Annotated in this window: 13 protein-coding genes; 10 read left to right on the plus strand and 3 right to left on the minus strand. The window is 47.9% G+C overall.

Annotation, left to right across the window (positions count from 1 at the left end):
- The first annotated feature begins 54 nt into the window (after nt 1–54).
- Nucleotides 55–735, plus strand: coding sequence for an HAD-IA family hydrolase (locus FTT64_RS07005; protein ID WP_045795528.1), 681 nt, complete (start codon nt 55–57; stop codon nt 733–735).
- 98 nt (nt 736–833) lie between these two features.
- Here FTT64_RS07005 and FTT64_RS07010 read toward each other — a convergent pair whose 3' ends face one another.
- Nucleotides 834–1,301, minus strand: coding sequence for an Lrp/AsnC ligand binding domain-containing protein (locus FTT64_RS07010; RefSeq protein ID WP_005179867.1), 468 nt, complete (start codon nt 1,299–1,301; stop codon nt 834–836).
- A 139-nt stretch (nt 1,302–1,440) separates the two neighbouring features.
- On the opposite strand from FTT64_RS07010, the gene FTT64_RS07015 reads away from it, so the two are divergent.
- From FTT64_RS07015 to FTT64_RS07030, 4 genes are all read left to right on the plus strand, one after another.
- Nucleotides 1,441–2,694 (plus strand): D-amino acid dehydrogenase, encoded by a 1,254-nt coding sequence (locus FTT64_RS07015; RefSeq protein WP_075167990.1) that lies wholly within the window; start codon nt 1,441–1,443, stop codon nt 2,692–2,694.
- Between the two features lie 22 nt (nt 2,695–2,716).
- Complete coding sequence (alr, locus tag FTT64_RS07020; protein WP_180182210.1) at nt 2,717–3,829, plus strand: alanine racemase; 1,113 nt, start codon at nt 2,717–2,719, stop codon at nt 3,827–3,829.
- 24 nt (nt 3,830–3,853) lie between these two features.
- Nucleotides 3,854–4,216 (plus strand): RidA family protein, encoded by a 363-nt coding sequence (locus FTT64_RS07025; protein WP_005179861.1) that lies wholly within the window; start codon nt 3,854–3,856, stop codon nt 4,214–4,216.
- Between the two features lie 148 nt (nt 4,217–4,364).
- Complete coding sequence (locus FTT64_RS07030; protein ID WP_016659472.1) at nt 4,365–5,828, plus strand: amino acid permease; 1,464 nt, start codon at nt 4,365–4,367, stop codon at nt 5,826–5,828.
- Nucleotides 5,829–5,883: 55 nt separating this feature from the next.
- On the opposite strand, the gene FTT64_RS07035 is transcribed toward FTT64_RS07030, so the two are convergent.
- Together FTT64_RS07035 and FTT64_RS07040 are read right to left on the minus strand one after the other, a co-directional pair.
- Entirely contained in the window at nt 5,884–6,336 is a 453-nt protein-coding gene (locus FTT64_RS07035) for a CopD family protein (RefSeq protein WP_005179856.1), read from the minus strand.
- A gap of 19 nt (nt 6,337–6,355) precedes the next feature.
- Nucleotides 6,356–7,585: a beta-ketoacyl synthase N-terminal-like domain-containing protein gene (locus FTT64_RS07040; RefSeq protein WP_180182211.1), complete on the minus strand. Its 1,230-nt coding sequence runs from the start codon at nt 7,583–7,585 to the stop codon at nt 6,356–6,358.
- A 276-nt stretch (nt 7,586–7,861) separates the two neighbouring features.
- On the opposite strand from FTT64_RS07040, the gene FTT64_RS07045 reads away from it, so the two are divergent.
- From FTT64_RS07045 to tuf, 5 genes are all read left to right on the plus strand, one after another.
- Complete coding sequence (locus FTT64_RS07045; RefSeq protein ID WP_180182212.1) at nt 7,862–9,310, plus strand: EcsC family protein; 1,449 nt, start codon at nt 7,862–7,864, stop codon at nt 9,308–9,310.
- Between the two features lie 163 nt (nt 9,311–9,473).
- Nucleotides 9,474–9,848, plus strand: a complete 375-nt coding sequence (rpsL, locus tag FTT64_RS07050; protein ID WP_002050319.1) for a 30S ribosomal protein S12 — start codon at nt 9,474–9,476, stop codon at nt 9,846–9,848.
- Nucleotides 9,849–10,027: 179 nt separating this feature from the next.
- Nucleotides 10,028–10,498: a 30S ribosomal protein S7 gene (gene rpsG, locus FTT64_RS07055; RefSeq protein ID WP_005179845.1), complete on the plus strand. Its 471-nt coding sequence runs from the start codon at nt 10,028–10,030 to the stop codon at nt 10,496–10,498.
- A 132-nt stretch (nt 10,499–10,630) separates the two neighbouring features.
- Nucleotides 10,631–12,766 carry an elongation factor G gene (gene fusA, locus FTT64_RS07060; RefSeq protein WP_005179843.1) on the plus strand — a complete coding sequence of 712 codons (2,136 nt, stop codon included), beginning with the start codon at nt 10,631–10,633 and terminating at the stop codon, nt 12,764–12,766.
- 94 nt (nt 12,767–12,860) lie between these two features.
- A complete protein-coding gene (tuf, locus tag FTT64_RS07065; protein ID WP_160241040.1) occupies nt 12,861–14,051 on the plus strand; it encodes an elongation factor Tu in 1,191 nt (396 codons plus the stop codon).
- Nucleotides 14,052–14,140: the final 89 nt, after the last annotated feature.

Raw genomic sequence — 14,140 nt, forward strand, 5'->3', positions numbered from 1 at the left:
CAACTTTGAATCAAGTCTCGAGTGTATTTCACGGTCGAAGGGGGAGAAAAATTCATGATTAAACATCTGCTGATTGATTTGGATGGCACCCTGACCGATCCAAAAGTGGGTATTACCACCTCGGCGCGTTATGGACTGGCAAAAATTGGTCATCCACTACCAGAATCTGAAAATATTGACTGGATTATTGGTCCGCCACTGAAAGCTTCACTGGCAAAAATTTTACAGGTTGAACCGAATGATGTGCTGGCGGAACAGGCACTGATGGGTTATCGCGAGCGTTTTGCCGTGACCGGTTTATATGAAAATAAGGTTTATCCGACTGTGGCGGAAACCTTGCAAACCTTGAAACTCCAGGGCTATCAGCTGTTTTTAGCCACGGCCAAGCCGACCATTTATGCACGGCAGATTCTGGAGCATTTTGAGCTGGAACAGTATTTTACCGGCATTTATGGCAGCGAGCTGAATGGTGATCGGACCCATAAAGATGAATTAATTGCCTATATTCTGGAGCAGGAACAGCTGCAGGCCAGCCAATGTCTTATGGTCGGCGACCGGGAATATGATGTGCTGGGGGCGCGACATAACGGGATTGAAGCGGTCGCGGTCGAATATGGTTATGGCACGATGCAAGAGCTGGATCATGCTGCACCAAAAGCCCGTATTCAGCAGTTTTCCCAGTTGCCGAATGTGGTGGCTGACTTAAATAGTGCATTGGCATCCTGTCAGGCTTAATATAAAAAATCCATTCGGCTGATGCTGTATTCATCAGCCGGTGGCTGGATTTTCCATGCGCCTAATCACATCGACGGATCTATCGACTCTCTGAAACATCAGCCTTCAATATTTAAATACAGACTTTCTTTAACTTCTTCCATTACCACATAACTGTGTGAAGAGGCTGAGGCCGGCAATTTTTTCAGTAAATCGCCAAGTAAACGCCGGTAGGCGCTCATTTCTTTGAGCCGTGCTTTAACCAGATAATCAAACTCGCCGGAAATCAGATGACACTCGAGCACTTCCGGAATATCCACCAGATCTCGCGCCACCTGATCAAACACATCGCCCGATTTGGCCGACAGTTTAATCTCCAGAAATACCAGCAGTTTCTTGTCCACCAGTTCAGGATTCAGGCGGGCATAATAGCCCATAATAATGCCATCGCGTTCCAGCCGTTTAACCCGTTCCGAGCAGGGCGTGGTGGATAAATTGACCTTGGCCGCCAGCTCACTAATCGCAATCCGGCCATTGTTTTGCAGGATGTCCAAAATCATGCGATCAATCCGGTCTAATTTACGCATCTAAAAATTCCTTTATTCCAAAAAATATCCTGAAAAAATGGGTGGATTATCTGAAAATACCCACTAAAAATAGCAAAATTCACTATTGATCCGAAAATATACTAGTTAAATAAACTGGAATGTATTTGAGGTCAAGTCTATGCGTGTAATTGTGTTGGGAAGCGGTGTCATTGGGGTGACCAGCGCATATTATCTGGCGCAGCAGGGTGCAAGTGTGACGGTGCTGGATCGTCAAACCGGGCCGGCGGAAGAAACCAGCTTCGGGAATGCCGGACAGGTTTCACCGGGCTATTCAACGCCGTGGGCAGCGCCGGGGATTCCATTTAAAGCCGTGAAGTGGATGTTCCAGCATCATGCACCTTTGGCCGTGAATTTGGATGGCAGTATGTGGCAGTTACAGTGGATGGCGCAAATGCTGAAAAACTGTAATGCGCAGCACTATGCTATTAATAAAGAGCGGATGGTGCGGGTAGCCGAATATAGCCGCGATTGCCTGAGACAGTTACGCCAAGACACCGGAATCAGCTATGAAAACCGCTCTAAAGGCACGCTGCAGCTGTTCCGTAAAGATGCCCAGCTCGATGCCGTACAGCGTGACATTGAAGTATTAAAAGAAAGCGGTGTGGAATATGAGCTGTTAGACCGTGATGGTCTGGCCCGGGTTGAACCGGCTTTGGCTGCGGCCAAAGATAAACTGGTTGGTGGCTTGCACTTGCCTAATGATGAAACCGGTGATTGCTATCTGTTTACCAATGCGCTGGCCAAACTGGCACAGGAGATGGGTGTCGATTTCCAGTTTAACCAGAATGTAGAAAAACTGCTGGTTGAAGGCGACGAGATTAAAGGCGTGCTGGTCAATGGCAAAGTGCTGACCGCAGACCGTTATGTGCTGGCGTTTGGCAGTTATTCACGTGAATTCCTGAAACCGCTGCATCTGGACCTGCCGGTCTATCCGGTGAAAGGTTATTCGCTGACTGTGCCAATTGTCGATCCGGCCATGGCGCCACAATCAACAGTTCTGGATGAAACTTACAAGATTGCCATTACCCGTTTTGACCAGCGGATTCGTGTTGGTGGTATGGCTGAATTAAGCGGCTTTAACCTCGGTCTGAATCAGGATCGTCGTGCCACTTTAGAAATGGTCACCAAAGATTTATTCCCGGGTGGTGATTTACCGCAGGCCAGCTTCTGGACCGGTTTACGTCCAATGACGCCAGACAGCACCCCGATTATTGGTGGCACCCGCTATAAAAACCTGTTCCTGAATACCGGTCACGGGACTTTAGGCTGGACCATGGCCTGTGGTTCGGGCAAGTTAATCAGTGATCTGGTGATGCAGCAGCAACCGGAAATTAGCACTGAAGGCTTATCGTTACAGCGTTACGCTGCTTAAGGTATTGATTCAAGGAAGAACGATGTCCAGATCAATTCAGGCGGTGGTGCATCTCGATGCACTGCGCCATAACCTGCAGATTGCCCGGCAGTATGCCGGGGACAGCCAAGTTTATGCCGTGGTCAAGGCCAATGCCTATGGTCATGGCATCGAGCGGGTCTATCCGGCTTTTCAGTCCGCCGATGGCTTTGCCTTGCTGGATCTGGCCGAGGCGCTGAGATTACGCCAGCTGGGCTGGCAGGGCGATATTCTGTTGCTGGAAGGTATTTTCTGTCTGGAAGATTTATTTGTCTGTCAGCAACATTGCTTGAGCTTTAGCATTCACAGCGCCCATCAAATTGACTGGTTACAGCAGTTCCAGCGCCAGCATCCGGAAGCACGTTTTCATGTCTATCTGAAAATGAACAGTGGCATGAACCGTCTGGGTTTTGCACCCGCCACTTACCGGGACGCCTTCGCCCAGTTACAGGCATTGGAAATTATCGCCTCTATTACCCACATGATGCATTTCTCCGATGCCGACGGCGAACGTTTTGGCGCGCCGGGCATTGACTATCAGCAGCAGTGTTTTGAACAGACCATTGCCGGCCTGCCTGGCCAGCGTTCGCTCTGTAATAGCGCGGCGCTGCTACGTCATGCGCCGGCCCTGCACAGCGATGTGATGCGTAGCGGCATCATGCTGTACGGCAGTTCCCCCGATTTTCCACAGCACACAATTCAGGACTGGAACCTGAAACCGAGCATGAGCCTGCGCAGTGAAATTATTGCTGTCCAGCAGCTGAAGGCTGGAGAAAGTATTGGCTATGGCTCCAGCTTTGTTGCTGAACAAGCCATGCGGATTGGCGTAGTGGCCTGTGGCTATGCCGATGGCTATCAGCGAATTTCTCCAAGCGGTACACCGGTACTGGTCAATTCGCAGCGCAGCCAGACGCTGGGTCGGGTCAGTATGGATATGCTGGCGGTCGATCTCAGCCATCTTCCTGACGCCGATATTGGCGCTGAAGTGGTGCTGTGGGGCTATTCCAGCAGTGGTGCCATCTTGCCGGTCGATGAGGTCAGTCAGGCAGCCGGTACCGTTGGCTATGAGCTGATGTGCGCAATCACCGCCCGGGTGCCGTTTGTGGTGCAGGCATAAAATTTTATTCAACAGGATCACAACATGAGTTCTCAAGATATTCAACGTATTCACAGCACTGAAGTGATGAGTGCGGCAACGGTATTTAATCAGGTGGTCTATCTGTCGGGTCAGATTCCGAAAACCACTGCCGGGCAGGACATCACTGCGCAAACGCAAGAAGTGCTGCAGACTATTGATACGCTGCTGGCCGAAACCAATAGCGATAAAAGCCGGATTTTATCTGCGCAACTCTTTTTAAAGAATCTGTCCGATTTCCAGACCGTGAATGCGCTCTGGATTGAATGGTTGCAGGGCCATGCCACACCGGCACGCGCAACCATTCAGGCGGAACTGGTCAACCCGGACTGGCTGATTGAAATTGCAGTGACCGCTGCACAGAAATAAGCCGTCTGGTTTGGTTTTCTCTCCCAGCCACTGACGCTGCGTACAGCCCAAGATAGGATTTGTTGGGATGTACAGGACCATCATTGCAGGATGACGTATGCACAGCCTGCGCTGATGGCAGGGTCAGGGCACAATAAGGATATTGAACATGACTTCCTCTCGTCACGATGACGTTCATTCGTCGCCACATGAATTACAACGCAAACTCTCCAACCGGCATCTGCAGTTAATTGCCATTGGCGGCGCTATTGGCACCGGACTGTTTATGGGCTCCGGCAAAACCATTGCCTTGGCTGGCCCGTCCATCCTGTTTATTTATATGATTATTGGCCTGATGTTTTTCTTCCTGATGCGCGCATTGGGTGAAATCCTGCTGTCCAATCTGCACTATAAATCCTTTATTGATATGGCGCATGAGCTGATCGGGCCGGGTGCGGGCTACTATATTGGCTGGTCCTACTGGCTGGGCTGGATTCTGGTCGGAATTGCCGATCTGGCAGCCATCATCAATTATCTCGGTTTCTGGCTGCCACCAGATACCACGTTTACTCCCATGGGGCAGGCGCTGATCAGTGTTGGTTGTGTGCTGTTTGTACTGGGACTGAATTTACTGACGGTCAAGCTGTTTGGTGAAATCGAGTTCTGGTTTGCCCTGATCAAGATTCTGGCCATCTTAGGCCTGATTGGTATTGGTGGCTATATGGTCTTTAACCAGTTTGCCGCGCCAGATGGCACCACTGCCAGTTTTCAGCATGTCTGGTCACATGGTGGTATGTTTCCACAAGGCGGTAACGGTTTTCTGGCCGGTTTCCAGATTGCGCTGTTTGCCTTTGTCGGGGTGGAGCTGCTGGGCACCATGGCGGCTGAAACCAAAGATCCGGAAAAGAATTTACCCAAAGCAGTCAATGCAATTCCGACCCGGATTATCCTGTTTTATGTGCTGTCTTTATTTGTGGTGATGTCGGTGACGCCGTGGAACCAGATTCCGGCAGACCGTAGTCCGTTTGTGTCGTTGTTTTTACATGCCGGTATTCCCACCTCTGCGATTATTATGAATCTGGTGGTGTTATCTTCGGTGATGTCTTCCATGAACAGCGGTGTGTTTTCGACCAGCCGCATGCTGTTTGGCCTAGCGCGTGGCCGGCAGGCGCCACAGGCGTTGGCGACCTTGTCAAAACGGGCAGTACCGGCCAAAGGTCTGCTGTTCTCCTGTCTGTTTATTATGGCCGGTGCAGCCTTGCAGTATTTTGTGCCGAATACCGTTGAAGCCTTTACCTTGGCCAGCTCGCTGTGCGTGATTCTGTTTATTAGCATCTGGGGCATTATTATGGTGTGTTACCTGCGCTATCGTAAACTGCAGCCGCAGTTACACGCTGCTTCACGCTTTAAAATGCCGGGCGGGGTGCTGATGAGCTATGTGGTGTTGGCCTTCCTGCTGTTTGCACTGGTGATTCTCAGTCTGGAGCCGGATACGCTGAAAGCACTGCTGGTCAGTCCGTTGTGGCTGGTGATTTTAACCGTGACTTACTATGGTCTATATAAACCGCGGCTGCGTAAATACCAGCAATATGCCCAGACCGAGCAATATGCCAAGTCAGAAACCCTTCGCTAGCCCACAAAAAAGCCTCGTATCAAACGAGGCTTTTTTTATCTGTTCTTCGATGGAGCTAGAACACAGGTTTCACCACCACCAGAATCACAATTGCAAATAACAGCACTGTCGGCATTTCATTGAAAAAGCGCCAGAACTTGTGTGACTTGTAATGGGCATTGCCAATCAGTTTCAGACGGTAATAACCGCAAACCAGATGGTAAATCACCAATAATCCGACCAGTGCCACTTTCAGGTAAAACCACAAGGCATCGTGGTAGTTCCGGGTGGCATCACCCCAATCTACCAGAAAGTGGGCGGTAATTAGGGTGGCAATCATGGAAGGCCACATAATTCCGCGGTACAACTTGCGTTCCATGACTTCAAAACGCTGATGACTGACCGCATCTTCACTCATGGCATGGTAAACATATAACCGTGGCAGATAGAACAGTGCAGCGAACCAGCACACCACGGCAATAATATGTAATGCTTTTACCCATAAAAAAGCATCAGAAGGTGCATCCATCGAAAATCCTATTTAGGGATTATGCATCCCATTTCTTGAAAATCAGACAAGCGTTTACGCCGCCAAAACCAAAACTGTTACTCATCACAGTATTCAATTTTGCGTCACGTTTTTCAAGTACGATATCAAAGCCTTTCGCGCCTTCATCCAGCTCGGTCACGTTGATGTTTGGCGCAATAAAGTCGTTTTGCATCATCAGGACAGAGTAGATCGCTTCCTGTACACCGGCAGCACCCAGGCTGTGACCGGTCATAGATTTGGTCGAGCTCAGGGCTGGTACCTGGCCTTCACCAAAGGCACGTTCCATGGCTTTCAGTTCAGTCACGTCACCTGCAGGGGTAGATGTACCGTGTGTGTTCACATAGTCAATCGATTCAACACCATGCTGTTTGGCTTCATCCAGCGCCATCAGGATACAGCGTGTTGCACCTTCACCGCTTGGCGCAACCATGTCAGCACCATCCGAGTTGGCTGCATACGCGACCACTTCTGCCAGAATGTTGGCACCACGTGCTTGTGCATGTTCCAGCGATTCCAGTACCAGGAAGCCACCGCCGCCGGCAATCACGAAACCATCACGGTCTGCTGAATATGGACGAGAAGCAGTTTCTGGGGAGTCATTGTATTTGGCACACAGCGCACCCATCGCATCAAACAGCAGGCTTTGTGACCAGTGATCTTCTTCACCACCGCCAGCCAGCATAAGATCCTGTTTACCCAGTTGAATCAGGTTGTAGGCATAACCAATCGCATCGGCAGAAGTTGCACATGCGCTGGTAATCGAGTGTGCAACGCCTTGCAGTTTAAAGGCAACGCCCAGGTTGGCCGTAATGGTGTTTGACATGTTACGTGGTACAAAGAATGGGCCAATTTTACGCGCGCCTTTTTCTTCCAGTAATTCCACCATTTCAACCACAGATGCAGTCGAGTTGCCGCCTGAACCACCGGCAATACCGTAACGCGGGTTACCAGCTAAATCTTCAACTTTCAGGCCGGCATGTTCAATGGCTGCTGCCGCTGCGTTATAGGCATACATTGCACACACGCCCATGAAGCGTTTTAAACGACGGTCGATATTGTCAAAATTCTGTTCTGCAGCTGCACTGACATGGCTCTTAAAATTCAGTTCAGCATAAGTCTGGTTAAAACGTGTGCCTGAAATACCATTTTGCAAAGAGTGGGTTACATCTTCTAATGTATTACCAATGCACGAATTAATGCCCATGCCAGTGATTACAACACGTTTCATCTACAGTTCCCTTATGGTGATATTATCGGGTCCAACCCTGGAGACTGTCGGCGCAAATGCCGGTGTCCAGTGCATTTCCCAAGTTTTTCAATTGGATTCATAATAACAGAAAGAATTTTGAATTCTTATGGCAAATCCTATGCCTCTTTGGGAATGACCAGATTTGGGGAGCAGACTACGTGAACATAACCAAAAGAAACACAATAAGGTTGAGATAAACGCAGACTATACCTAGTATTTAGCAATAAATCTTAAGAAAGAAAATGAGGAGCAAGAATGACAGATTCTAATAATAAGCAATCAGGCGGATTCCTCTCGAGTGCGTTTGGAGTGGCTAAAAAGCTCAGTCATACCGGCATTGACCTGGTTCAGCATGTGGCGCCCGGTTCGACCAGTAAAGAAGAGGCGGGTAGCAGTCAGGGGCGGGTGGTGGAAGGCAGTGCCAGCCCGGTATTCGGCCGCCATTCATCGCGTTATGACAATCCGCAGCAGGTACTGAAGGCACATTTGCCGCAGGTCTCACGTCAATTGCTAGGTCGTCATTATAATAAGGTCAATAATCTTGCCCATTTTGTGGCGCCTCAGTTTTCTGACAAGGTGTCGGATTACTTCTTTCACCAGCTAAATACCTTTACCTCCAATATCAGTTCGGTCGATGCAGTTCTAGATGAAGCCGGGGTACGTGATCTAGAAGAACTGACCCAGGATGTGAACCGTTCCAAACGCATCAGCCAGGCGCTGGCAGAGCAGAATAAATGGCTGGCCTCAATTCAGGGCGCAATTACCGGGGCTACCGGCGTGATTGGAACCGCGGTAGATGTGCCGGTTTCGATGATCATGTCGTTACGTACCATCTATCAGGTTGGACGTTCGTATGGCTTTGAGCTGAATAAAGAAGAAGGCCAGGCCATTGTGCAATATATTTTCAAACAGGTCGATCTGGGCCTGATTGCCGAAAAGCAGGCGGTCTTGCTGGGCATTAAAAGCGTGCTGAACATGCTGCAAACCCATGATGTGCATCAGCTGCAGCAGCTGGTTGGTTCCAGCAATGACATGGAAGCGCTACGCAAATATCTGGTCAATGAGCAGGGCGAAATGAAATGGCAATGGATGAACTCAATGCCGAAGTTCTCGCTGTTAAGCAAATTAACCCCGGTAGCGACAGCCTCGGTCAGTGCCGCCTACAGCTGGAAGCTGGTCGAGCATGTGCACCAGAAAGCGCAGGAAGTGTTCTCGCATGCCCGTGAATATCTCATCCAGCATAAGGGCAGTCAGCTGTCCCCGGTCGATGCCTATGAAAAAGCCGCAGCCTTACTGGCACAGGCCGCACCAAAATTACTGGAACAGCCAGCTGCGGCTACACCAGCCGTCGAGGAGCTAAAGCTGGATCAGGATATTGAGCTGCAGCAAAACAGCACCATCTCCAAGGTGAAAATCCAGAAAAAATCGGCAGAGGAAAAGCCGGAGCCGGAACAGGTCGATCAGGATATCCAGCAGGGCTTAGAGCAACTGGCCGATAAAATGGTTGAACCGAATGCTGCGGTAGAGCCGCAAAAACCGGCAATTCCACCGGAATCGATTGAGCCGGAACCTGAAGAGGATGACGAGTTTGACGACACGCCACCGGCAGTGGAAGAGCCACCTGAAACGGAGGCTGAACCGCAAAAAGCAGACGCTGAGAAACCGGTAGCGAAGAAGGTTACAAAAAAGCAAAAAGCGCAATAAGGTGCTAATACCTTAAAAAGCAGTAAAATCAGCCTTTAATGCGGGAATGGTCAATATTTGCCGGTCTGTCGAATATTGACCATTTTAGTATCTTGACTTACAATTGCATGCCCTCAAAAAGTAGTATGTTTTTGGGGCTTTTTATTAACGGGAGAATTGCCACATGGCAACAACAAATCAGTTGATCCGTAAGGGTCGTACGACTTTAGTTGAAAAATCTAAAGTTCCTGCGTTGAAGGCTTGTCCACAACGTCGTGGTGTTTGTACACGTGTTTACACAACTACACCTAAAAAACCTAACTCAGCAATGCGTAAAGTTTGCCGTGTTCGCTTAACTTCAGGTTTCGAAGTTTCTAGCTATATCGGTGGTGAAGGCCATAACCTGCAAGAGCACAGTGTTGTTCTGATCCGTGGTGGTCGTGTTAAAGACTTGCCAGGTGTACGTTACCATACCGTTCGTGGTTCTTTAGACTGTGCTGGCGTGAAAGATCGTAACCAGTCACGTTCTAAATACGGTACTAAACGTCCTAAGAAATAATCTTTCGAGATTAAGCTCTTAGTTCGTTAGAACTGCAATCCTTTATCGTCTCGCTTGTCTGATTTCTGCATTTATTTTGTGAATATTCAAGCGACGTATAGTAAGGCCAGCGAATGCATACGACACTTTATGCTACTGCTGGATTAACCTGAAGTGTCATATTTATAGGTAGTTTTAAAATGCCAAGACGTCGCGTAGTCGCTGCTCGTGAAATCCTTCCGGATCCTAAGTTCAGCAGCCAAACAATCGCTAAATTCATGAACCACGTAATGCAAGATGGTAAAAAATCTATTGCTGAAAGTATCGTTTACGGTGCTTTAGACCGCGTTCAAGAAAAAAACAAAGTAGACCCAGTTGAATTTTTTGAAGCTACGCTTGAAAAAGTTCGTCCTATGGTTGAAGTAAAAGCACGCCGTGTTGGTGGTGCTACTTATCAAGTTCCTATGGAAGTACGCCCATCCCGTCGTACTGCTCTAGCGATGCGTTGGTTAGTAGATGCTGCTGCTAAGCGTTCTGAAAAAACTATGGCTTTACGTCTTGCTGGTGAGTTGCTTGATGCAGCTGAAGGTAAAGGCGCAGCGGTTAAAAAACGTGAAGATGTGCACCGTATGGCTGAAGCCAACAAAGCCTTCTCTCACTACCGTTTCTAAGCGGATAAAACAGGACCTAATCAGGAGGGTGATGAATTTAGTTGTCACTAGTTTGTCATCAAAGCGCTTTAAGTTGCTATGCAGCTTAAAGCGTCCTGTTTTAAACAACAAAATTTAGGAATGCTAGAAATCATGGCACGTCAAACCCCAATTTCTCGTTACCGTAACATTGGTATCTCTGCGCACATTGACGCAGGTAAAACAACCACTTCTGAACGTATTTTGTTCTACACAGGTGAGAGCCACAAACTAGGTGAAACTCACGAAGGTTCAGCAACAACTGACTGGATGGAACAAGAGCAGGAACGTGGTATTACCATTACTTCAGCAGCTGTAACATGCTTCTGGAAAGGTATGGCTAACCAGTTCGACCAACACCGTATTAACGTAATTGACACCCCGGGACACGTTGACTTCACAATCGAAGTTGAGCGTTCTATGCGTGTTCTTGACGGTGCGTGTATGGTTTACTGTGCTGTAGGTGGTGTACAGCCTCAGTCTGAAACTGTATGGCGTCAAGCAAACAAATATAAAGTGCCTCGTATTGCGTTCGTAAACAAAATGGACCGTACTGGTGCGAACTTCTTCCGCGTTGTTGAGCAAATGAAAACACGTCTTGGTGCGAACCCCGTGCCAATCGTTGTTCCAGTGGGCGCAGAAGACACATTCACAGGTGTTGTTGACTTAATCGAAATGAAGTCAATCATCTGGGACGAAGCTTCTCAAGGTATGAAGTTTGAATACGGCGACATTCCTGCTGATCTGCAAGATACAGCTGAAGAATGGCGTACAAACATGGTTGAAGCTGCTGCTGAAGCATCAGAAGAACTCATGGACAAATACCTGGAAGAAGGCGACCTTTCTAAAGAAGAAATCGTAGCTGGTCTTCGTCAACGTACTTTGGCTGGTGAAATCCAACCAATGATGTGTGGTTCGGCGTTCAAAAACAAAGGTGTTCAACGTATGTTGGACGCAGTGATTGAATTCCTTCCAGCGCCTACAGACGTAGAAGCGATCAAAGGTATCCTAGACGACAAAGACGAAACTGAAGGTTCTCGTGAAGCGTCTGACGATGCTCCGTTCTCTGCGCTTGCGTTCAAAATCATGAACGACAAATTCGTAGGTAACTTAACGTTCGTACGTGTTTACTCAGGTGTTCTGAAAGCAGGTAGCCCTGTTTACAACCCAGTGAAAATGAAACGTGAACGTATTGGCCGTATTGTACAGATGCACGCAAACGACCGTCACGACATCGAAGAAATTCGTGCGGGCGACATCGCGGCGTGTGTAGGTCTTAAAGACACGACTACGGGTGATACACTGTGTGACGAAAACAACGTAATCACACTTGAGCGTATGGAATTCCCAGAGCCAGTAATTCAATTGGCTGTTGAACCTAAGACCAAAGCTGACCAAGAAAAAATGTCAGTTGCGCTTGGCCGTTTAGCGAAAGAAGATCCATCGTTCCGCGTATTCACAGACGAAGAATCTGGTCAGACTATCATCGCTGGTATGGGTGAGCTTCACCTTGACATCATCGTTGACCGTATGAAGCGTGAATTCAACGTTGAAGCGAACATTGGTAAACCAATGGTTGCTTACCGTGAAACGATCAAGAAATCAATCGAACAAGAAGGTAAATTCGTTCGTCAAACTGGTGGTAAAGGTAAATTCGGTCACGTATACGTACGTTTAGAACCGCTTGATCCTGAAACTGGTAAAGACTACGAGTTCGCTGAAGAAGTTGTTGGTGGTGTAGTACCTAAAGAATTCTTCGGTGCGGTTGACAAAGGTATCCAAGAACGTATGAAGAATGGTGTCCTTGCTGGTTATCCAGTCGTTGGCATCAAAGCGACATTGTTCGACGGTTCTTACCACGATGTCGACTCTGACGAATTATCGTTCAAAATGGCGGGTTCTTACGCATTCCGTGACGGTTTCATGAAAGCAGATCCTGTTCTTCTTGAACCAATCATGAAAGTTGAAGTAGAAACTCCAGAAGACTACATGGGCGATATCATGGGTGACTTAAACCGTCGTCGTGGTATGGTTCAAGGTATGGACGATTTACCTGGCGGTACTAAAGCAATCCGTGCTGAAGTTCCACTGGCTGAGATGTTCGGTTACGCGACTCAAATGCGTTCTATGTCTCAAGGTCGTGCGACTTACTCTATGGAATTTGCTAAATACGCTGAAACTCCACGTAACGTGGCGGAAGGCATCATCGCTAAGTTCCAAGCTGGCGGTAAAAAAGGTGACGACGAGTAATCTTTCGATTACTATATTGCCTAACTAATTTTATAGTTAAAATCTAATGCTCATGCAGTGATCCTGCATGAGTAATCTACAAAGGAAGATGAACATGGCTAAGGCTAAGTTTGAACGTAATAAGCCACACGTTAACGTGGGCACAATCGGTCACGTTGACCATGGTAAAACAACTTTAACAGCTGCAATTGCAACTGTATGTGCGAAGAAATTCGGTGGTGAAGCGAAAGATTACGCTGCAATCGACTCTGCTCCAGAAGAAAAAGCACGTGGTATTACAATTAATACTTCTCACGTAGAATACGATTCTCCAACTCGTCACTACGCTCACGTTGACTGCCCAGGTCACGCCGACTATGTTAAAAACATGATCACTGGTGCTGCTCAGATGGACGGTGCGATCCTTGTTTGTTCAGCGACTGATGGTCCAATGCCACAAACTCGTGAACACATCCTTCTTTCTCGTCAGGTAGGTGTACCTTATATCGTTGTATTCTTAAACAAATGCGATATCGTAGATGACGAAGAGTTAATCGAATTAGTTGAAATGGAAGTTCGTGAACTTCTTTCTACTTACGACTTCCCAGGCGACGACACTCCAGTAATCCGTGGTTCTGCTCTTGCAGCACTTAACGGTGAATCAGGTCAATATGGCGAAGACGCTGTTGTAGCTCTTGTTGAAGCGCTTGACACTTACATTCCAGAGCCAGTACGTGCAATCGACCAAGCATTCTTAATGCCAATCGAAGACGTATTCTCTATTTCTGGTCGTGGTACAGTTGTAACTGGCCGTGTAGAAACTGGTATCGTTAAAGTAGGTGAAGAAGTTGAAATCGTGGGTATCAAAGATACAGCGAAAACAACTGTTACTGGCGTTGAAATGTTCCGTAAGCTTCTTGACGAAGGTCGTGCTGGCGAGAACTGTGGTGTTCTTCTACGTGGTACTAAGCGTGAAGAAGTTCAACGTGGTCAAGTACTTGCTAAACCAGGTTCAATCAAGCCGCACACTAAATTCGACGCAGAAGTATACGTACTTTCTAAAGACGAAGGTGGCCGTCACACTCCATTCTTAAATGGTTACCGTCCACAGTTCTACTTCCGTACTACGGACGTAACTGGTGCGATCCAGCTGAAAGAAGGCGTTGAAATGGTTATGCCAGGTGACAACGTTGAAATGTCAGTAGAATTAATCCACCCAATCGCAATGGACGCTGGCTTACGCTTCGCGATCCGTGAAGGTGGCCGTACTGTAGGTGCTGGTGTAGTTTCTAAAGTAACTGCATAATCACTTCTATAGTGTGAAAAAAGCGTCCCTTTGGGACGCTTTTTTTATCTCTGCAGATTAAATTGTCAGACAATTTAATTGTAAGCTGT

The sequence above is a fragment of the Acinetobacter sp. Q186-3 genome (assembly GCF_013420655.1).
Taxonomy (GTDB): Bacteria; Pseudomonadota; Gammaproteobacteria; order Pseudomonadales; family Moraxellaceae; genus Acinetobacter; species Acinetobacter indicus.